Annotated in this window: 20 protein-coding genes; 7 read left to right on the forward strand and 13 right to left on the reverse strand. The window is 42.1% G+C overall.

All coding sequences use genetic code 11. The features are described from left to right. Nucleotides 1–56: 56 nt before the first annotated feature. A complete protein-coding gene (locus ACRHOZ_RS18935; RefSeq protein WP_431129136.1) occupies nt 57–980 on the forward strand; it encodes a DUF6607 family protein in 924 nt (307 codons plus the stop codon). Further along, nucleotides 964–1,488: an FMN-binding protein gene (locus tag ACRHOZ_RS18940; RefSeq protein ID WP_431129139.1), complete on the forward strand. Its 525-nt coding sequence runs from the start codon at nt 964–966 to the stop codon at nt 1,486–1,488. The genes ACRHOZ_RS18935 and ACRHOZ_RS18940 overlap by 17 nt, the downstream gene beginning before the upstream one ends. 50 nt (nt 1,489–1,538) lie before the next feature. Here ACRHOZ_RS18940 and ACRHOZ_RS18945 read toward each other — a convergent pair whose 3' ends face one another. From ACRHOZ_RS18945 to ACRHOZ_RS18965, 5 genes are all read right to left on the reverse strand, one after another. Continuing rightward, nucleotides 1,539–2,294, reverse strand: coding sequence for a hypothetical protein (locus ACRHOZ_RS18945; protein WP_431129142.1), 756 nt, complete (start codon nt 2,292–2,294; stop codon nt 1,539–1,541). A gap of 82 nt (nt 2,295–2,376) precedes the next feature. Continuing rightward, entirely contained in the window at nt 2,377–3,231 is an 855-nt protein-coding gene (locus ACRHOZ_RS18950) for a helix-turn-helix transcriptional regulator (protein WP_431129145.1), read from the reverse strand. Nucleotides 3,232–3,377: 146 nt separating this feature from the next. After that, complete coding sequence (locus ACRHOZ_RS18955; RefSeq protein WP_431129148.1) at nt 3,378–4,265, reverse strand: SDR family oxidoreductase; 888 nt, start codon at nt 4,263–4,265, stop codon at nt 3,378–3,380. A gap of 50 nt (nt 4,266–4,315) precedes the next feature. Further along, nucleotides 4,316–4,900: a TetR/AcrR family transcriptional regulator gene (locus ACRHOZ_RS18960; protein WP_420400812.1), complete on the reverse strand. Its 585-nt coding sequence runs from the start codon at nt 4,898–4,900 to the stop codon at nt 4,316–4,318. Between the two features lie 114 nt (nt 4,901–5,014). Beyond that, nucleotides 5,015–5,422 (reverse strand): VOC family protein, encoded by a 408-nt coding sequence (locus ACRHOZ_RS18965; protein WP_431129152.1) that lies wholly within the window; start codon nt 5,420–5,422, stop codon nt 5,015–5,017. Between the two features lie 68 nt (nt 5,423–5,490). Here ACRHOZ_RS18965 and ACRHOZ_RS18970 point away from each other — a divergent pair, with 68 nt between their 5' ends. Beyond that, nucleotides 5,491–6,348 (forward strand): helix-turn-helix transcriptional regulator, encoded by an 858-nt coding sequence (locus ACRHOZ_RS18970; protein ID WP_431129155.1) that lies wholly within the window; start codon nt 5,491–5,493, stop codon nt 6,346–6,348. On the opposite strand, the gene ACRHOZ_RS18975 is transcribed toward ACRHOZ_RS18970, so the two are convergent. Beyond that, nucleotides 6,349–7,407, reverse strand: a complete 1,059-nt coding sequence (locus ACRHOZ_RS18975) for an adenylate/guanylate cyclase domain-containing protein (protein ID WP_431129158.1) — start codon at nt 7,405–7,407, stop codon at nt 6,349–6,351. 102 nt (nt 7,408–7,509) lie between these two features. Between ACRHOZ_RS18975 and ACRHOZ_RS18980 the strand changes: the two genes are divergently transcribed. Both ACRHOZ_RS18980 and ACRHOZ_RS18985 read left to right on the forward strand, forming a co-directional pair. After that, the gene (locus ACRHOZ_RS18980; RefSeq protein WP_431129161.1) at nt 7,510–7,902 is read left to right on the forward strand and encodes a DUF5367 family protein; all 393 of its coding nucleotides are present in this window, start codon (nt 7,510–7,512) and stop codon (nt 7,900–7,902) included. 27 nt (nt 7,903–7,929) lie between these two features. Next, nucleotides 7,930–8,766, forward strand: coding sequence for an NAD(P)H-binding protein (locus ACRHOZ_RS18985; RefSeq protein ID WP_431129164.1), 837 nt, complete (start codon nt 7,930–7,932; stop codon nt 8,764–8,766). Nucleotides 8,767–8,796: 30 nt separating this feature from the next. On the opposite strand, the gene ACRHOZ_RS18990 is transcribed toward ACRHOZ_RS18985, so the two are convergent. The 5 genes from ACRHOZ_RS18990 to ACRHOZ_RS19010 all read right to left on the reverse strand — a co-directional run bounded on the left by ACRHOZ_RS18990 (nt 8,797) and on the right by ACRHOZ_RS19010 (nt 14,710). Continuing rightward, nucleotides 8,797–10,134 (reverse strand): vanadium-dependent haloperoxidase, encoded by a 1,338-nt coding sequence (locus ACRHOZ_RS18990; RefSeq protein WP_431129166.1) that lies wholly within the window; start codon nt 10,132–10,134, stop codon nt 8,797–8,799. A gap of 176 nt (nt 10,135–10,310) precedes the next feature. Further along, complete coding sequence (locus ACRHOZ_RS18995; RefSeq protein WP_431129169.1) at nt 10,311–11,129, reverse strand: SH3 domain-containing protein; 819 nt, start codon at nt 11,127–11,129, stop codon at nt 10,311–10,313. Nucleotides 11,130–11,297: 168 nt separating this feature from the next. After that, nucleotides 11,298–11,744, reverse strand: a complete 447-nt coding sequence (locus tag ACRHOZ_RS19000; protein WP_431129172.1) for a hypothetical protein — start codon at nt 11,742–11,744, stop codon at nt 11,298–11,300. A gap of 105 nt (nt 11,745–11,849) precedes the next feature. Next, nucleotides 11,850–12,038: a hypothetical protein gene (locus ACRHOZ_RS19005; RefSeq protein ID WP_431129175.1), complete on the reverse strand. Its 189-nt coding sequence runs from the start codon at nt 12,036–12,038 to the stop codon at nt 11,850–11,852. Between the two features lie 173 nt (nt 12,039–12,211). Continuing rightward, nucleotides 12,212–14,710 (reverse strand): zinc-dependent metalloprotease, encoded by a 2,499-nt coding sequence (locus ACRHOZ_RS19010; protein WP_431129178.1) that lies wholly within the window; start codon nt 14,708–14,710, stop codon nt 12,212–12,214. 267 nt (nt 14,711–14,977) lie between these two features. Here ACRHOZ_RS19010 and ACRHOZ_RS19015 point away from each other — a divergent pair, with 267 nt between their 5' ends. Then, nucleotides 14,978–15,709 carry a hypothetical protein gene (locus tag ACRHOZ_RS19015; protein WP_431129181.1) on the forward strand — a complete coding sequence of 244 codons (732 nt, stop codon included), beginning with the start codon at nt 14,978–14,980 and terminating at the stop codon, nt 15,707–15,709. Between the two features lie 355 nt (nt 15,710–16,064). Further along, entirely contained in the window at nt 16,065–16,367 is a 303-nt protein-coding gene (locus ACRHOZ_RS19020; RefSeq protein WP_431129183.1) for a hypothetical protein, read from the forward strand. Between the two features lie 250 nt (nt 16,368–16,617). Here the strand turns inward: ACRHOZ_RS19020 and ACRHOZ_RS19025 are convergent, their stop codons facing one another. After that, on the reverse strand, nt 16,618–18,048 hold the full coding sequence (locus tag ACRHOZ_RS19025) for an SLC13 family permease (protein ID WP_431129186.1): 1,431 nt from the start codon (nt 18,046–18,048) through the stop codon (nt 16,618–16,620). A gap of 117 nt (nt 18,049–18,165) precedes the next feature. Continuing rightward, nucleotides 18,166–21,408 (reverse strand): TonB-dependent receptor domain-containing protein, encoded by a 3,243-nt coding sequence (locus ACRHOZ_RS19030; RefSeq protein WP_431129189.1) that lies wholly within the window; start codon nt 21,406–21,408, stop codon nt 18,166–18,168. Nucleotides 21,409–21,448 lie beyond the last annotated feature (40 nt).

The following is a 21,448-nucleotide window of genomic DNA, read 5'->3' on the forward strand; positions in this document are numbered from 1 at the left end:
AAATAAAATTAATATTTTTGTCACTCAATTTTTAATTCATCTATAAGAATACCACTATGAAGAAATCAACCATTTTATGGGCACTATTGGTAAGTGCAACTACAATTATGCAAGCGCAGAAAAAAAAGGATTTGGACCGCCAAGCTATTTTGGACATGTGCGGTTGCTACGACATCACTTTTAAGTACACGGAGACCTTTGCCCCTGAAATCGATTACGAGAAGAAAATGGACTATACAGCGGGTGCCTTGGAACTGGCTTTGCCCATTGTTGACGAAAAAAACAAGATTTCCATCCAACATTTATTGGTGATCAATGATTCCATGGTCATCAAACATTGGCGTCAGGATTGGGAATACGAAAACCAAAATGTGTTCTACTACGACAAGGACAACAATTGGAAATTTGGCACGCTTCCGAAGGAACAAGTTAAGGGCCAATGGAGCCAAAAAGTATATCAGGTGGACGATAGCCCACGCTATTCCGGTTCTGCCACATGGGTACATGTAGACGGCAAACATTACTGGGAAAACAAGACGGATTCACCTTTGCCAAGACGCGAATACTCCAAACGAAGCGACTACAACGTTATGAAACGAGGTAACCGTCAGGAAATCACTTCCTATGGTTGGGTTCATGAGCAGGACAACGATAAGATTATCCGGAAGGATGGGAAGGCCGATGTACTGTTGGCCCAAGAAAAAGGGATGAATATTTATAAAAAAGTGGAGGATTCCAAATGCCAGTTGGCTGTGGATTGGTGGAACGAACATAAGGAGTTTTGGGCCAATGTTCGCGATTCTTGGGACCAAGTCTATGACCGTCAAGGGGATTTAACCCTGCGCAAAAAAGTAGACGAAAAACCTATGTTTATGCACTTTTACCCTTTAGAAAAAGCAGAAGCAGGTGCTGGAGAAATTTCCCAATTGATCAACAAGTTTGTTGCGGATTCAGGCCAAACCAATGAAGAAAGCAAATAAGTACAATTTTCAGAATTGGGTCGTGCTGTGCATGGCCTTTTTCTTTTTGGCTTTTACCTCCGATAAGATTTCGCCCCGTTTACAGCAAAAGTTGGAAAGTGCCGTACAAACCACTTTTGAAGTTGAAGATTTTGAACTTCAACCTATGAATGTAGATTTAGGCGAAGACAGTTTGTTTAAAATACTGCTTCAAAACGAGATTTTGGGTTACGCCTATTTGGGAAAGGCCCCTAGCATGAAGGATATTTTTGACTATGTGGTGCTTTTTAATCCAGATCTGAGCGTTAAAAAAACCAAAGTGCTGATTTATCGAGAGAATCATGGTCGGCAAATAGGGAGTCAGCGGTGGTTAAAACAATTTATTGGCAAAACCTCGGAGAATTCCCTGGAGTATGGGACGGATATTGATGCCATTTCAGGAGCTACAATTTCCGCCAAATCCATGACCAAAGCTGTCAATGGGGTTTTAGAAAAAATGAAGTTACTTCAGGCCAATAACAACATTTAAACCATAGTAGTAAACGGGGCTTAAAGCCCCGTTTTTTTCGGTCATTTTGTTTATTGCAAGGCTTCACCAATAATAAAGACAAGATTTTTTAAACTATCATCCCGTTTGGGAAAAAGGGCCTGCATCCTTGAATCCTGGACCATTTGCTGCATCCCCTCAGGACTGTCAAAATAAAATCTATGAATCTCATTGGGTTGCTCCACCAAGTCGTTTGCGGAGGCAAATGGGATTAGAAAGCGCTCAAAATGGGTTCCAAACTCTGGGATGATCTCACAAGCCTCATTGTGGTATTCCGTAAACTGCTCTTGAAACTTTTTCCCTTCCTTATAATAGATCAAGGCAATACCATAGGTTTTGGTGGCGTCCCCAATTTCTCTGAAAAACGGAAAGTTTGGATCATTCTGGGTGGCAAAGCCGAACATTTTTTCCACAGAGGTGGCAATATAGTCCTGCTTTAACTTTAGAAATTCAGGATCCTTGTCAAACGCTTCTTTGGCGGCTACATTGGGATATACCGCAAAATGGATTTCATCGGGCAGATCCAGGTCGCCCATGGCCAACATTTTTGGCTTAATGACCCGCTCTATTTTGGCCCCATATTTTTCCAGGAGCACATTACCTCTGCTTCGCAGTTTTTCAAAATCTTTTTCCTTTCCTTCTTTGAGATAAAAGAACGCGGTATTGATAATTTGTTCATCCTTGTCTGTAATTGTTTCCTTGTCTTTGTTTGCTGTTTTTGAAATAATGAATCCGCTAAGAACCACTGTGGCCATTAGCATTAAACTGAGGGTGATTGTTTTTTTCATGATGTCATTGATTTAGATTTAACTCATTCAAGGACACAAAGTTGCAGATGAAACGGGAGAAGAATTTTAGGCTCAGGGCCAACTATTTACCTAGGAAGCCCAATCTATATTTGGAAGGGGAGCTACCAAAATGCTGCTTGAATTTAAAGGAGAAGTGATGGATGGTTTTAAAGCCTGTTGCAAAGGCAATGTCCTGGATAGAATCATCGGAGACCTGCAATAAATCTTTGGCTTTTGCCAGACGTTGACCAAGGATATACTGTTGGGGAGGTAGTTGGTAGATTTCCTTGAACTTCCTTTTAAAGGTGGAGAGACTCATATGGGTAAGTTGGGCCAGTTCGTTGATGCTTATTTCCGAGAAAATATGAGCCGCTATGGTGGTTTTAAAATCCACCGTTCGCTCTGTAAAAAGGTTTTCCAGTATTTGAAGAATGTGAGGTGCGTTCTGCGTTTGCATCAAAAGCAGGACAATCTCCTTGGTTTTTAGGCAAAGGAGCTCCTCGTTGACCAAATGAGGGTTATCAAAGTAGAACAGCACGTCTTCTACATATTTGTCCACCGGGATTGAGGCTTCAATCAGTGCCATATTGTGACGTGGTGTGTTCTTCTTTTTATTGACCAAAAAGTTGGGAAGGTCGTTCCCATATATTCTTCGCAGTACTTCTGGATGGAAATGCACGGCAACCGCCTGGTATTGTCCAGTTTTTTTATCTGAAACCATTTGCCCCACATAGTTGCCACACTTCATTAATACAGACTGCTTGGTGTTTATTTTAAGGAATTCACTTTCTGAAAAGGACTTATAACCCCCTTCCCTGACATGAAGAAAACAGGCCTCGTTATGCATGGGGTTGGGTGCCCTAAAAGGGGGTAAAATGAGGGCTTTTTCAAACAACAATTTCCCAAAAAGATCAATGCGCTTGTATTCTTTAATCATGGTTAGTTATTTAAAGTCAAATAAGGATTTGGCGGGGCATAGCCCCGCCATCAACAAGTATGTGGCATTCAAGCTATAATATAGGAATGCGCTTTCCACAACCAAAACCTTGAGGTATGGGATTTTGCTTTTTGGTTTCCTTTAGCTCAGTTTAGGGAAACGGTGAGCAAGTGTTCCATTTGCAATTCTTCTTTGATCAGGGCATCTTGAATAGGTTGGGTCTTTGCATTAAATTCCACTGTGCCATAATCGATTCCCGAAACTGTTCGGGTAGGCCTGTTGCCTTTGTCCATTTCAACAAGTTTTAAGGTGTCATCGGCTACCAATTGAGGATCAATGGCATCATCGCTATTGAAAAGACCTTCAAAATTTTTGAGCATGGCATGGGGAACTTCCTTAAAGACGCCATAGGCCTCAAAGGTTATTTGGTCAGCTTCTTTGGGCCCAGTAAATAAAAGATTGGTGCCAAACGGTCCTGGTTCTACGATGCACACTTCCACGCCAAAAGGAGCCAATTCGTATCGCAGGGATTGTGAATATGCCTCAACAGCATGTTTGCTGGCGCAATACACGCCAAAATAGGGGAATGCAAGTCTTCCAGCCAGGCTAGTGGTATTAATGATCAAGCCATCCCCAGCTTTTCTCATGTGGGGGGTCACCGCCTTTACCGTTCGTGCAATACCAAAGAAGTTCACATCGAATTGCTTCTGGATTTGTTCCAAGCTGTACGCTTCCGTGATACCTACAAACATGACCCCTGCATTGTTGACCAGCACATCAATTTTACCGTCTTCTGAAACAATGGTTTCCACGGCGTGATCTATAGAGTTGGAATCCGTGACGTCCAGTTCAAGCACTTTAAGCTGTAAAGCCTCTTTGGATGCAATTTGTTCCAGTTCTTTTTTCTTTTCCAAGTTCTTGCCATTGGCATTGCGCATAGTAGCCCAAACTTTGTGGCCTGCCTTTGCGGCCGATAGAGAAGTTAGGTATCCAAATCCGCTGCTACTTCCTGTAATTAAGATGTTTTTTTTCATGATGTTCAATTATATAGTAGACTAGTCGTCTACTAAATGGTTAAAAAAATTTAGGTTAATAATTCTTCTGTAAATTCAATAAAGAGGGAGAGGGGTTTTGCACTTTTGGTGGACTTCATCCTTAGGATGGCCCCTTCCCAGTTGTTGAGCATGTAGGCTGCCAATTTTTTTGCATCTGTGGTATTGCCAATGCTACCATCCTCTTGCCCTTCCTTGATGCAAGCTTCAAATAGCGCTTCCCACCGATCAAGCTCATGGGCAACCCCATGGGCATAGCTCGATTTTAAATCGCTTAGTTCCAAGCTACAATTCCCCAGCAAACAGCCTTCTGTAAAGTCTTTCTGGATGTACACTAGTCTAATATCCTGGAAAAAGGTCATGAAGCGCTCCTTGGGATTCTTGGTCTTATCCTTAAAGTAGGAGTTGAGCAACTTTAAGGACTCATCCCCATAATTCTTAATGATTTGCAGTCCGAAATCTTCCTTGCTTTTGAAATAGTAATAAAAGGAACCCTTGGGAATATCCACGGCACTTAAGACTTCATTGATGCCCACATTGTTGAATCCCTTTTGAATAATCAGATCCCCCCCAATTTTTAAAATACGCTGTAAAGTAGTTTCCTTTGCTGTTTCCATATTGTATTAGACCAGTCGTCTACAAAAGTAGCACATTTTTTTATATTACCGCTATTTTGTAGAAAAAGGTCAATCAATTCTAAGTCAAAGTGATATCGGAATGATTGTAACCTACTAGTTGTAAGGTTTTTGTACCAGCCTTTTGGAAATCCACCAATAATTGCCAGCTGGGTCTTTAACCCCTGCCTGCCGATCTTCATAAGACATATCGGCTGGTTCAAGAGCAGATTCGGCTCCATTATCCAAAGCGTGTTGGTACATACGATCTACATCGTTTACAAATAAATAAAAGGAGGTGCGCATTCCTTCAAATTCCCCACGGGCCTGACTGATCATAAAGCAACTATTACCAATCTTAAGAATACAATTGGCCACATCGCCATTGGGCATGTTTGTTCGATTTAATTCCTGGGCATGGAAGGCATTTTTTAGAAAGCTAATTTCCTGAATGGGGTCAGAAACAAATAAGTAGCTACTAACCGTTTGGAACCCTTCCGGGATGTACGTATTAAAAATGTCCATTTGTGTATGGTTTAGGTTAATGTGTTGTTTTCAAATTACGTAAATTTAAGTACCTATATATATGACGAATGATCAGAGAGTTATTGGACATCAACGACTTTATAGTTTTAGTGGAAGAGGCAGATTCCAAGGCAATTACCATTGATTCTTGCACTTTTGATGAGCCGGTAATTGCGGTTGCCTTCTATGGAGCGGGAAATGTGGAACTAAGCGTCCAATTTGAAGGGAAAGAAAAGGCGTATCGGCATAGTAAAGGACTTGCTTTATCCTTTTATGCCGATGACAAGGTGGAATTTGTCCATACGGTCTCCGCAAATAAACCCCTGGAATGCATTCTGATTGCCACCTCACCTAGAAATTTGGAAAAGTTACCCCATGGGGAGGGGGAGTTGTTTGCGCAGATGTTGAACCAGTTGGTGCATCCTTCCGACCATTATGTGCAGGGCCCCAAATTTTATATGACCCCAGAGATGCAGTCCATTGTCCACCAGATATTTCATTCGCCCTACCAAGGAAAGACCAAAATGATGTTTTTCCGTAGTCAGGTTACGACTTTGCTATCCCATTTTTTTGGACAATTGGCACAGCGGGATGAGGACGGAATCAAAACATCTGAAAAGGAAAAGTTGGTGCAGGCCAAGGAGATCTTGGCACAAAACCTGGATGCACCTCCTTCCTTATCAGAACTTTCCAAGCAAATAGGATTGAACAGCTTTAAACTGAAAAAGAACTTCAAGGCTTATTTTGGGGTGCCGGTTTTTAAATATCTCCAAAACGAACGATTGTCCAAGGCGCATGACCTATTGCGAAATCAGGAGGCCTCGGTGCAGGAGGCCGCATGGCATGTTGGATATGACAGTTTGAGTTCCTTTTCCAACGCCTTTGCAAAAAAATACGGTTTTCGTCCCAGTCAAATACGAGGGTAGCTAGTGTGTATCCGTACGAACCGAACAAATGGATACGGTACCTTTTTTCCCTTTGAGCGGCACACTCCCAATATGTTCAAAAATGTAATGGGAGTCATCCAGATGATTTTTCAAAGTCTCAGATACCAAAAGTTCACTGCCCAAATTGTTGCACTGCCCTTGAATCCTGGCTGCGGTATTGATAGTATCGCCATGATAGGCTATTTCCTTTTTGTATTTCCCCACTTCGGTTACCGTAACAATACCGGCGTGTACGCCAGCTTTAAAAAAGGGAAGGCAGTCGTAGGTGTTCTCGTAATACTCCCGCTTGCTTTCCAATTGCTGTTTGAACCTGTAAAAGGTCTTGAGTAGATTCTGATTATGAATGCCTTCTTCCAAAGGCCAGGTCAACACGGCCTCATCCCCCACATACTGATATATTTCTCCATTATTGGCCGCAGCAATTCCCAAATCGTTAAAACAATCCTGTACCAATTTGCTATAGGTTACATGACCCAATCGCTCAGCCAAAGTAGTTGAGGCTTGTAGGTCCAAAAACATAAAGATGCGTTCTTCCTCATGGGGCGTGTAGAACCTTCCCATAATCAATTTGACCAAATTCCCTTCCCCAAGCATAAGGTTTACCTGCCGAAGAATGGACAAAAAAATATTCACACAGGTCACGTAAAAATAAATGGCCACACTTCCTGTATCAAATGCAAAAGTGAGCAGATCAATGGACGTTCCAAAATACAGACTGTATATGCCGAAGGCAACTACCACTAGGAGAACCATAAATAGGAGTGTGTAGAGTAGCTGTATAAGCAGAAACTTTCTAAGTGAAATATTCTTATAGATCCGTTCTTCGGAAATAATTTGAGCCAAGCCAGAAACGAATCCCATGATGGGTCCCAAAGAAAAGGCAATAAGCAGGCTGTCCAGAAATTCAAACTTAAGAGTTCCCACTTCTTCAGTGCCCACACCACGAACGATACTTAGAAAGACAAAACTCAAGGTCCAACCAATCATATAGAATCTAAGGGTGCGCCATCGGCGCTTGCTGATCCAAGTTCCAAACATGTTTTCAAAGTTATCCTTTTCGAACAAATCTTCCTCCGTTTTGAACAAATCAAGCCAGAAAACCCAAGGTAGTTTTGTCTTGTCATCAAAAAAACCAAAGAAATGAAAACAATAAAAACATTAGGAATATCCATCGCGATCTGGATTCTAGGGGTATCTGCTTTCACATTGATTTACGAGCTACCTATACTGGAAAACAGATATGTACAAGCCAATATTGGGTTGGCCTTGGTAGTCCCCATTTTGGTATGGGCAGGTGCTTGGTTGTACTATCGCAAGGGCAGCTTAACCCACGGGTTAAACTTGGGATTGGTCATGCTTTTGGTAAGCGCAACCATGGACGCTTTGATCACAGTGCCCTTATTGATTCTTCCATCTGGAGGGACCTATGCAAGCTTCTTTGGATCTCTGGATTTCTGGCTAATCGGTCTGGAATTCATCGGGATAAGCACCCTCTTTTGGTATTTCAAGGTGCATAAACCAAAACAACAATAAAAAGTATAACATCAAAATTAGAAAATCATGAAAAACAACATTTTAGTATTGGGCGGAAAAGGAAAAACAGGCCGCCGAGTGGCAGAACGGCTATCAAAATTGGGACATAATGTGCGTATTGGATCCCGAAGTGAAACTCCCGCATTTGATTGGGACAAACCAGAAACTTGGGCGAAGGCCATGGAAGGAATGGATAGCATGTATATTACTTTTCAACCCGATTTGGCCGTACCCGGGGCATTTGAGGCCATTCAGGGATTGATGGAGGAAGCAAAGCGACAAAACATCCAAAAGGTAGTGTTGTTATCCGGTAAAGGTGAAAAAGAGGCGGAGCGCTGTGAGCAAGTCGTCATTGATTCTGGGGTGGCAAATACCATTGTTCGTGCCAGTTGGTTCAACCAAAATTTTAGCGAAAGCTTTTTCTTGGAACCCATTCAGCAAGGATTTGTGGCTTTACCCCACGCCGATGTTGAAGTTCCTTATGTGGACGCCGATGACATTGCCGATGTGGTGGTTGAAGCTTTATTGAAGGAGGAACACAATGGAGAAATCTACGAATTGACGGGTCTAAGGTTGTTGACCTTTAGGGAAGTCATTCACGACATCTCCAAGATTACGGGTAGGGAGATTGGATTTATGCCTATTTCCCTGGATGATTATGTAAAAGCTATGGAAGATCAAGGTGTCCCTGCGGATTACGTTTGGCTGATTAATTATTTGTTCGCCGAAGTACTCACCAATCCTGATAATCAGGTTATCAAAAGGGATATTGAAAAAGTGTTGGGAAGAAAGCCCACAGATTTTTCAGAATATCTGGAAAGAACAGTAACCACTGGCATCTGGAACGAACCAGTTAAGGCGTAACCCCAGTTTATTTGAAAACCAAGGCGGGCATTACTGTCCGCCTTTCTCTGTTAGGGGCATTAAAAAATGCTTAACGGCATAATTACCAATTTCTCGTCCTAGCCGATGCCCCTCCTCTGAATCATACCGGAAATGGATGCCCAGGTAGATACGCGATAGTGAAGCTTCCAATCCCGCTTCGGTAAAACTTGTAAATGACCGTGTAGGGGGATGCATCTCCATTTTCTCCGAAAACGGTCCGGCAATGTCCACTTCCTGGGTCACCATTACAAAATCGTAGTCGTTTCCTTTACCTAACGTATGCGCCAAGGTTTCCATGGCTGCAGAACTTGCGGTGCCATGAGCCGAGGGATACGAAGGAAATGCATAGGTGTGTTTGTGAAGGTTGTTCCATTCCAAATCTGGTTGGGTATTTGGATTTTCGTCATTTTCTGCCCAGCGGATGGCAGTATAAGGTCTCCAATGGTTGTAATGGAACTTGTTATCGAAAACATTGATATAGGCATCGTATACTGCCATGTTCATTAATGCGTAGAGCCGTGCTGCTTCCCATAGATTTAATTCTTCTTTTAGCACCAGTTGCCGAGCCAATCGGTTATGGGAGTTTTCCACAAAATCCTTCCACCACATAGCTAAATGGGCTTGATCTGCTGTCCGTGTTTCATTTTGAGTACTGCCAACTTCCTTTACTTCATTAAAAGCCTCAGTATATGCTTCACTTTGGATATCTGGCGGAGGTGGAGATCGAAAATGATCAGGCTCGGGCAGCATAAATGGCTCTGCCTTTGCCCAGCCTGAACCAAAAATAAAACCTTCTGGAGTTCCACTATGCTCGTTGAACTCTGCATAGACACCTGGAGCCATAGGATGCCAAGTATATTCGGCTTCACCGTCCCAATCATCTTGCTGACGTTTTTGTAGAATAGCTTTTACCGATTTTTCAGCAAGTGCTTTGGCATTGGAATATGGATTTTCAGGATCAGGGAGCCAAAGATGGAGTTCTGCATCAAATTCATCTCTTCTGTCCGGATATTGCGCAGTTGCTACCAGATATGAAGCGTAAGCAGCAGTTGCCAATGGATCACCTTGCCCATTTGGTTCAGAAAAAGAATAGTTGTTGTAGACAGGTGAAATTGAATTAAGGGCATCATGAATGGCGATATGCATCATTGAGATGGTCCGGAGGCCCTTAAGGGTAAGTAGACCATCTTCTTCCACAGCGATTTCCATTATTTTTTGATTCCAAGCGTTGAGTACTTCAGGGCCGTAAGCTGTAATGTCAACTCTCTTTTCTGTACATCCAAACCATAAAAATGTACAAAGAGCAACAACAACCAACCTGGACAAGAGTGAGATTGATTTTTTCATGTCTTCGCGAATTTAATTACAACCATAAGCTGCTGAATTTTCCAAACAGATTTGCGTGAAAAATGAGCAGTTATGATTCGTTTGCGTTAAAATAAAGGGGGAAGACTTCTGATAACTAATTTACGTTAAAATTCTAATAATCAATAGGATAATATCGATAAATAAGAGGTCTTACATTAGTCAGGAGCAGATTCTCGATAATCAGGAAACAATCGACCGTCCATCCAACTCAATTCACGTATCTCTACAGTGGTCTTGGTCCAATGTGTGGACTCGTCGTAGATTTCACCTTGTTCTTTCTTGAACAGGATTTTGTCTGGAAGTCCGCCCAGATCATTGGGAAAAATAAATTGTTCTGCGTGGAAGTATACCCCAGCGTCTGAAACTTGCGAAAGTGCAGCTACATCTTTAAGCTCACCATTCTGAACAAAAAGATAGATGCCTCCACCGTCTTCTCCGCAAGCTTCCGAAAAATAATCAACATATAACATGCCGTCCAAACCTGGAATACCCTTGTCGTCAAATGTTTTTATGTCAAAATGCGAATTGGACAGGGAAATTTTCTTTTCATCATACTTCCCGTTCACTACATTTCGGATGTTGAGATAAATTCTTTCCCCTTCCTTGGAATAGGCGAAATAATAGTTTTCACCGTTCAGTGTTTTTCGTTCCAAAGAGAGCAGTCCGCCAAGGACATATCCAGTGACGCCATCATCATATTTTACCTTGTAAAAAGGGGAATCAAAACCTTTATAGGGCCAGGAGAAATTGGTCTTTTCCACAATTTCTACCCATTCCCCAATTTTAAGCAGTTCCAGAACCTTGGATTCTGCACTGGGTGAGGTTCTAAGTTTAACGTCATTGCCAAAAACATATACCTGTTGCCCTGCCTGAAAGGAACATTCTTCTTCAGGACAATGATAGCTGTTTTGCGCATGTGTAAAAAGGAGTGTAAATAGGGTGGTTAGGGCCGTGATCAGAAATTTTGCTTTCATATCGTATCAATTTTAAGATGAAGACAGCCCAAATGGGTGTTATCTTATATACGGAGCAAAATGTTAAAATGGTTTATGGCAAGGCCGTGGAACAGCTCAGAAATGAAAGGGCAAAAAAAAGAAGCCCCGTCCATGGCAAGGCGGGGCTTCTAAAATCAACAAAAAACACTATCCTCTTCTTCCCTTCTCCTGCATTTTCTTTTTGCCGTTCATACGTTTTCCAAGTGCTAATTTTTTCCAAGTTTTGTATTGTTCCTCGGTCAATACCTCCTTCATTTTTTGATGATGTGCGATTTGACGATCCAATCGGGCATTTTCCATGGCAAAACGTTCATCTGCCGTAGGTTTTTTAAAAGTGCCGCCTTCCTTTTTTGCTTGGAACTCTTCATGCTTGGCCTTTCTAAACTCAGCCTGTTCCAAGCTAATGGCCATGACCTGTTGCTCTTGTCGACTTGTAAGGTCGAGTGCCAAAATGAGCTTTTTGGTATGGAGCGTCGCCAGCTGTTCGGCCGTCATGTCCGCCTTAATTTTTTTCCCCATCCTGGAATCCTGATGTCGTTGTGCCATTGCTCCAACAGAGGTCAACAACACTACAAGTACTACTAATCGTTTCATATGCTTAAATTTTTAATGATTTGGTTATTGGACATAGCTTACGCCCAATGGTTTAATAACCAAGTATCATTTATGAAGCTTTTAAGAATTGGATTAGCAGGCGACCTACTGGGAAGATTTCAAAGACTCTTCTTGGGTTTCGTTATGTTCCAAGGTATCTGCGAACTGTGTTTCAACAACTTCCCCATTTTGGATTTGTTGCTGAAATTCTTCATACTGTTCTACACCATAATAGATGGTGGCTGAAATCAGAAAAGCGCAGAAATAAAGTAGACTTTTGATTTTGTAGGTCATGATTTTAGGATTTGGGATTACTAAAATAGGGAAACCGTTAGCGCGTTCCCACGATATGTTGTGAAAATAGCACTTTTAGATGTGAATCGGATAAAATGTATGGTATAATCGATAAAATGCATGGTTTACCGAAAATCCATCAAGTCTTGTGTTATATTCCTACAAAACCATGGTTATTTTGGATCCAAAATCGCGTCAATGCGCTCCAAAGCATCTTGCAGATGATACCTGCTCATACGATCGGAAATTCTGCCCAGCCCATTTCTGATATCCCTTTTTAGATTACCCAGCTCTGCTCTTGCAACGGAACGAATGTCAGACTGACTTGTGTTTATTATGGTAGATTTACGATAGCCCCCAAAGTCAGGAAGCTTTCCTTGATTTCCAGCGGTCATCAAATACTCCAATCGATCAATATGGGCCTTCTGAAGATTTCTTCTGTAGGTATCAATGGCCCTTCCGCTTCGTGTTTCTGACCAAATTCCACTTCGTAGATCTTGCATCATTTCCAACAAACCGTAGGCATTGGAACCGTTTATGGTCTCATTTTCAATAAGACGTGCCATTTTTCCCAGATGCAGGATGGTGTTCAAATATCGAACTTGGGTGGAACGAATATTCTCCACAGATCCAGAATATTGAATTTTATTAAAAATATCCTGATCAATTAGCCATTCCGGGGTCTTAAATAATTGCTCTTGGATGAAGGCCATGCAGTTTTTCTGATGTTCCTTGGACACATGGGTGTAGACTGCACCTTCTTGATCTGCCGTTTTGTGATGCTCGTATACCCCACCAATATTATTGGAAACATGGCCCATATATCTTCTGTATTGGGCTACCACCTGACCGTAGAGGGTTTCAAGATCATCATAGTTCTTTCCATCCTCGGTTGTCCATTGCGCCAGATTTGGAACAATTCGCTTTAAATTTTCAATCCCATAAAGACTGGCTTTAATAGCATTGTCTCCTAAATCCTCAGTTTGGGAGCTTGGATCGTGGATGTCACCAACCTGCTGGTGACCGAAGCGGTACATGGGGTCATTTTCATGCTCACGAATCCAACTGTTCAGAATAGGTTTCTCCTCTGTGGCGGATTTGTCCAAAATAGGTTTGTATCCCCATTTAATGGCATATTTATCATAAACCCCAATATTGGGCATCAATGCCACATCCCCATCTCCCGGTTGTGCCACGTAATTGAATCGTGCATAATCCATAATGGATGGAGCAGTGCCGTACTTTTGGGTAAAAGAGGCAGATCTTAGGGAATCCACGGGATATGCCACACTGCTTCCCATGTTGTGCGGTAATCCAAGCGTATGTCCAACTTCATGGGCGGAAACGAAACGAATCAACCGACCCATGATTTCATCCTTAAATGCTACGCCTTGGGCCTCTGGATTAATAGCTGCCGTCTGTACAAAGAACCAGTTGCGTAAAAGGGTCATTACATTATGGTACCAATTGATATCGGATTCCAAAATCTCTCCACTTCGCGGATCACTTACGTGTGGTCCGTTGGCATTGGGAATTGGAGAGGCTAAATAGCGCACCACGGAATACCGCACATCTTCCGGTGACCATTCAGGGTCTTCTTCAGGGGTCGGAGGGTCTTTGGCCAAAATGGCATTCTTAAACCCGGCTGCTTCAAAGGCCACTTGCCAATCTTCAATTCCTTGCTTTATATAAGGAAGCCATTTTTTAGGGGTAGCCCGATCCACATAATATATAATGGGCTTCTTGGGTTCTACCAATTCTCCTGCTTTGTACTTTTCAATGTCTTCGGGTTTCACCTCCAAACGCCAGCGATCCAAATAGCGAACTGTCTTACTTTCCTGGGCATCCAAGCCGTAATCTACCTGTCCGCGGGCAAACCAACCCACACGCTCATCAGAGTATCTACGTTTCATAGGTTCCTTGGGCAACAGAATCATGGAATTGTTGATTTCTATGGAAATGGAACCCAAACTCTGATTGCTGGGAGGTTCTTTGGCAAAATAGGTCTTCACGTGACGGGCTTCCACATTAAGCGGATAACTTTTAATGGTTTCAATATAACTTCGCTCTCCGTCCAAACGGCTTACCTTGAATTGTTTGCGACGGCCTTCCGGTAACCCAAGGGGATTAACGTCCTTGGTAAACAAAGGGTCTACCTCAATGACTGTAGCTGGGTTTAAGGAATCTTTTTTATTAAATGCCTTGATATTGAATGCAAAAAGTACCGGTTCAAAATTGGAATTGACCACGGCTTCATGAATGGGGAGTGAATCTGCCGCCACATTCCCATAAGAAACGACCCGCAACAGTACCTTTTTAGGTTTTTTCTCCCATCGCAAAACCTGCGTATTGATTTTTCCACCGCCAAAACCTATACCCGTGGCGGTTTTGGAGATTCGGCTTACCATTAGCATTTCCCTGTTAAACAAAGAATCAGGGATTTCGTAGAAATGCTTGTCGTCTACCTCGTGAACTTTAAACAAACCGTCGTCTGTTTTAGCTTCCTTGGTGATTACCTTGTCATAAGGCTTGATATCCCCATTTTTGGGTTTATCCTTGCTTTTTTGCTCGGTATCCTTCTTTTTCTTTTTGAACAACTGGGCTTCTGTGGTTTGGAAGGAACCTATTAATAATAGGAGCAGAAGCACTTTAGGAAGCAAATTTTGATTCATTTGAAATCGGTTTGGTGTAATCAACGGCCCCAAAGAACCTAAAAAAGAGGAAAATAGACTGTTAAATAATTACTAACTCTCATTTTTTTGGAACAATGTGCCAACCTTTGGGAGTCCTGAATTTTACTGATGGTTTGGCTTGAAACCCTACCTATAGCTGGGCTGAAGGGGAATCAGTTTTTCCTTAAAATTTCCCAAAAGCTGTAACAATTTAGAATTTGGGTAGTCTTATAAGCATATATCATCAATCAAAAAATTCAATCAAAAATGAACAAGTTATTAATCATTTACGGCTGCGTCCTCTTAAGTAGTTCCGCCGTAGCAAACGACCAGCAAAGTACCCATGCTGTTGTAGAAACACAAACCGAACAGCTTAGTACGTTTGAGAACAATGTAACGCTACTTCAAATTGGTGGCGATTTAAATGAGGCGACCTCAAGATATTATGATATTTGGAGTGAAGGAGCCTTTGAACTTAATTTAAATGAAATAGAGTTCTTGGAAGAAGATGTTGAAGTTGACCTTGGCTTTGACACCTCGGATTATCTTCCTTCGGATTTTAATCCCTACGAAACCTATTTTGATTTGAATTCCATTATATACATCGAAGAAGAAACCGAATTGCAATTGGATTTTGACTCCAGCTTGAACCTACCAGAGGGATTTGACCCCTATTCGGAAATAGTGGATGTACATTCCATCAATTATATGGAGGATGAGGATTTAGATCTTGGTTTTGATACTCGTGATTATCTTCCAGAAGGTTTCACACCTTATGAAGCCTATATCAATTTAAATGCGATTCCGTATATAGAAACTGAAGTTGAGTTGGAATTGGGCAATGGTTTTGAACATACCCTTCCAGAAGGATTTGATCCTTACTCTGATGTTTTGGAAGTGGCTGCCATTAACTATATGGAAGACGAAAATATAGAATTGGGTTTTGATACTGCAGCGTATCTCCCAGAAAACTTTGACCCCTATTCCAGGGTTGATTAGGTAGGATGTAATTTTCATTTTACAAATTTTTGAGTTAGTTAGTTAAGAAAAGCCCTCGGTTCCGAGGGCTTTTTGATTTTACCATGTTATTCTCTTCAAAATTTGCTGCGCCCCTTCTCAGTTAACAAAAAAATAACACAAAAATCGACCAAGTGTAAATGGCAAAAAAAAGCATTTAACACTATCAATCTGACAAAATTTATCGCTTGAAATTACAGGGTTCGTAACTGTTAAAATGAGTTTTTAGCAACTCCATTATTATCCTCATTTAACCCTTTCGTTAACAAAAATCTAATTGTAATAATCTTCACAATTTGTGGTTTTATCTTTGTCCTATAATTAAAAAACGACGGTTATGAAAATCAGAAATATATTAGTAACAGTTTTCGCGATAGGCACCATCTTTGCTGCTGCGAACAATAAAAAGAACGTTGCTCCCGTAGAGCATTTTGACGTAAATACCCTGGTATTTATTGAGGAAGAAAGTGATTTGGGATTAGGTTTCGATACTGCCCAATATCTACCTGAGAATTTTGACCCTTATAGTGGTGAGTTTTCCCTAAAGGCCATCAATTATATTGATGACTGTGATGAAATAGAATTAGGATTTGATACTTCCGAGTATCTACCTGCCGGATTTGATCCGTATATACAGTAAAGTTAGTTTCATACTATTTTTTTGAGTTAGTTAGTTTAGTTTGTCAAAAGCCTCTCCACTTGGAGGGGCTTTTGTAATTTAATGGCAGTATGTGGACTGTTCTTCACTTGTTGCATATGTCAGGTCGAGCGGAGTCGAGACCTACTCAAAAGAATTGTTTTTAAGACCTCTCGATGCTCCTTCGACTGCGCTCAGGATGACATCTCGAAGTGACACCAGCTATTATTAAGGCCGAAATCTTGCATTATTACTAAAACAACATGGGAATAACAAACTGGAACACCAAAATCAACAAGCCCACAGCAATCAAATTCAGGATTACCCCAACACGGGCCATTTGGGCAACCTTGATGTAGCCGCTGGCAAAGACTATGGCATTTGGGGGAGTGGCCATTGGTAACATAAATGCACAACTACTGGCAATGGTCACGGGAATCAATAAATAAAGTATTGGAATGTCCAGACCTATGGCTATTCCCGCAACAACGGGGGCAAGCACAGCGACTAAGGCCACATTGCTCATCAACTCGGTCATAAAAAGCATGAGGGCAATCAATAAGGAAGCTGTAAGTAGGATGCTTATTTCGCTGTTGGCAATTGCTCCTGCTACCAAATCCACGATGCCGCTGGAAGACATTCCTTTCGCTAGGGCCAGTCCTCCTCCAAAAAGAATCAGGATGCCCCAGGCCAGTTTGGAAGTGTCTTTCCACTGAATGATAAAATCCCCTTTTTTTAGATTATAAGGAACCGCAAACAGAGCAATGGCGGCAAAAATACTGATCATGGTATCGGAGAGTCCAAGTTTCGGGAAAATACTATTGATCAAGGCCCTGAATATCCAAAGAAAGACAGTAATGCCAAAGATGGTCAATACCAGCTTTTCCTTACCAGAGGTGGGTCCGAGTTTTTCCAATTCAGTCTGAATGACTTCTTTAGAAGCATTGAATTGAAGATCTCTGTTGGGATACATCCATTTGACCAAGACCACATAACAAATCCCGATCATGATTATGGAAAATGGCAGACCAATGGTCATCCATCTTAAAAATGAGATTTCGGTGTTGTATTCATTTTCCAAGAGCCCGATCAATACGGAATTGGGAGGTGTCCCTATAACGGTAGCAATACCGCCTGCATTGGCTGAAAAAGCAATGCCCAGCATAACACTCAAGGCAAAATTTCTATCGTTTTTGGTAAATCCATCCTCATCATTAATCAATAAATTGATCACCGACAATGCTATGGGAAGCATCACCACGGTACTGGCCGTATTGCTGATCCACATGCTCAAAGCTCCTGTGGCAATCATAAAGCCCAAAACAACCCTATTGGGTGTGGTCCCTGTCAAACGAATGATGTTCAGGGCAATGCGTTTGTGCAGATTGACCTTCTCCAACGCCAAAGCCATGACAAATCCTCCAAAAAACAGGAAAATAATGGGACTACCGTAATTGGCACCTACCTCTGCAATGGGCAAAACCTTTGCCAGAGGAAATAAAAGAAGAGGCAAAAGTGCGGTAACAGAAATGGAAACCGCTTCGGTGATCCACCAAATCAACATCCAAAGGGCGACCGCAATTACGGGGTCTCCCTTTTCAGATATAATTTCAATAGGTAGGAAAGTTAGCAACAGGTAGGCTATTGGCCCAAGCAACAACCCAACGATTTTGGATTTATCCATATGGTCAAAAATTCAATGGCCTAAAGATAATCGGTGGAGGGCATATGAAAAAACCTTCCGTTAAGGAAGGTTTAATCACAAACTAAACTCGCTTAATTCAAAGCATAAATGAGCGAACTACAAACTAAAACGCAATCTCGCAAAAAGGTATCTTCCGCTGTAGCCAAATTGGGAGGTTCTTCTGGAGTACACAAATTGATCTCCAGAGGTGCCACCTTCCCTGTTTTCATCAGGATATACATCCAAAAGATTATTGGCTCCCACGGTAAGGGATAAATTATCAGTAAAGGTTTTCGTCACTGTAAGGTCTGTCACCAATTTACCGCCATAAATGGCATCATCGCTTACAGGTGTTCCGTCCACACGGGCATCTCCATTAAAATCGTCGGGATCGGTCACTTCTCCAAAAAAGACGTTTCGCAGCATGAAATCCCAAGAGTTCCAGGTCACCAAATTGGTCAGGTTCAGCTTGGTCCTAGGCTGCGCCAAGGTCAAAAAGGCCTCTTCCTGGCCATCAAAGAACGACCCGCTCAATCCGGCATTTGCGATAAGCTCTGGCACAAAAATGTCTTCCACCTCTGTTTTGTTGAAGGTGGCCGCAAAATCGTTTTTGACAATGGCATCTCCCCAATTGGTTTTGTGGGACAATACAATATCGACCCCAGAAGATTTAGTGTCAATGGCATTGACAAAGAAACGGGCACTGGTAGCCCCTGCAGCTTCAAAAATATTGGTCAGCTCGGGATCGCCACCGTTTCCAAAACTTCCCGAGTACACAATTCGGTCGTCAATATTGATTAGGTAACCGTCAATGGTGATGGTAAATTCCCCAAATTTTCCAGTAAGTCCAGCACTAAAGCTGTTGGAAGTTTCTTCCTTCAACTTGTCAATTCCGATAAGGGAAGCCGCTCGACTGTCATTGGTAAAGGTGCCCTGTTCAAATGGAACATTATCCACAAAAACCGTACTGGTTCGGCTAAAGAACTGCTGGTGCAGGGAAGGTGCCCTAAACCCAGAGCTGGATGCGCCTCTTATAGAAAAGTTGTCCGATAGCTTAATTCTCGTGGCCAACTTATAATTGAAAGTGCTTCCAAAATCTGAATAGTTCTCGTACCTACCTGCCAGACTTAACAACCAGTTTTCGGTAAAGTCGGCTTCAAAATCGGCATACAGGGAAATGTTGTTTCTGAACTTTTCTGTGGCATTTCCAGGATCATATCCCCTAAAAACTTGTGCTCCACCACCAAGGGGCGCTCCTGTAAAGTTGTTGCGAACCAGCATGTCATCTGGAGTAACACTGTTTACTGGATTTCCATTGATATCATAGCTGGTATAGGAGGACTCTTCGCCAGCAATAATCTCATACTTCTCCACTTTGTATTCAGCACCAAAGGCAGCGTTGAAGCCTTCAAAAATATCATCGTAAAAACGATTGAAATCCAAATTGGTGGTGTTTTGGCTAAAGCCAAGGCCACCAGCATCGAAGGTTCTCGGGGTTGCAACACCCAAGGTTCCATTACTGGAGTTACCTACGGTAATGTCAAAGGTGTTTTTTCCATAGGTATTGGAAAAGTCCACATCCCATTCGTTGATTTTCCCTTTAATTCCAATAGCTAAGGACTGATCCAAAATGTCCGTTCCAATGTTTGGCAGAAATCCATTGGGGAATGCGGGGGTATTGGCTCGACCATCGCCTTGTGCTGGTCTTCTGTAAAAACCAGAGGCCAGACCCTGTCGGTAGCTAATACCTCCAAAACCGTAAATCTCGGTGTTGTCGGACACTGGGATGGAGAGATTGGCAAAAAACTTACCTTCCCTTAGTCTTGAGGTACCCACTTTAAATCTAAAATCCTTTCGTGTAAGTCCACGGACTGCCAGTTCATCCTCATCTGCATCAAAACCGAGCAAATCCCTAAAAGTGGCAATGTCCGTTTCATCATTAAGATTAAGTCCTGCAATTTGATCTTTGATGCCCTGATCCAAATAACCGATTCCTTGGGCGGCATTGGCGTAATCCTGCAAGGTCATATCGGCTACGGTACCACCGCCAGCAGCAAAAACACGTTCGGCTCCATGGAATCCACTAAAAATATCTCCTGCGTAATCTTTGTTTCTTAAGGCTGGTTCCCGAGTGGACAGTGATCCTGTAAAATTGATATATCCTCTGTCGCCTATTGGCAGTCCATAATTGGCATCCAGTTGGAACTTTTCCCCATCACTTCCACCTTCAAACTGGTTGCTGTTTTCACTGAAATTGGCTCCTGTGGTCAGCGAAAGGTCCAATTTTCCTGTCGCTTTTTTCAATACGATATTAATGACCCCGGCAATGGCATCGGAACCATATTGGGCAGCGGCTCCATCCCTAAGTACTTCAATGCGCTGAATGGCGGCGGCTGGAATAGCATTCATATCCGTTCCCACACTACCTGCTCCAACTGTACCATTTACGTTGATTAGAGCCGTGGTATGTCTTCTTTTTCCATTGACCAATACCAATACCTGATCAGGTCCTAATCCCCTTAAAGATGCTGGATCAATATGATCGGTGCCATCTGAAACGGTTTGGGATTGGGAAGTAAAAGACGGGGCAACATAATTCAAAATCTGGTTAACGCTCACCTGTGGCCCTTGATTGGCAATTGTGCTTACATCAATAACATCAACAGGTACTGTGGTCTCGGTTGCTGTCCTATTCGGATTTCTGGAACCTACCACTACCACATCTTCCAAACGTGCAGCGTCTTCCTCGAGCACTATTGCAACGTTGGATTGCCCGTTAACGGCAACTTCTGTTGTTTTAAAACCGAGATAGGAGATGACCAGGGTTGCATTGGCATCGGCCAATTCCAAGGTAAAATTTCCGTCAAAATCGGCTTGGGTGCCATTAGTGGTTCCTTTGACCAAAATATTGGCCCCGGCCAAGGGATTATCTTGATTATCCTTTACTGATCCTGTAAGTTCATGCTGTTCCAAGGGCACGCCTGTAGCACCAATTTCTATTTTTTTGAGAACGATTTGACTTCCATTGATAGTGTAGGAGAGTCCCTCTTTGGAGGTCAATCGGTTGAGTACGGGAAATACGTTTTCATCCTCTGCCCTAAGGGAGGTTTTTTTGTTGTCGTTGATTTCATTCACATTATAAAAGAACTTGTAACCTGATTGTTCTTTTATTTCCTTGAGAATTTCCTTCAAAGGTGTGTTTTCAAATTGAAAACGCATTTTCTTCTGCGAATACATATCATTCGCAGCGAGCTGACAAATCACGAAGAAACTGAGTAAAACACTTAACTTCATCTTTAGTGTCATTTTGTTGCTGGTCACCAAGAAATTGGGTGACTTGAAAACCATGCTTTTTTTCATAATTTTGAATGTTTGATTGTTAATAATCTGAGTTAGCGAT

The sequence above is a fragment of the Flagellimonas flava genome (assembly GCF_050617915.1).
GTDB classification, from domain to species: domain Bacteria; phylum Bacteroidota; class Bacteroidia; order Flavobacteriales; family Flavobacteriaceae; genus Flagellimonas; species Flagellimonas flava_A.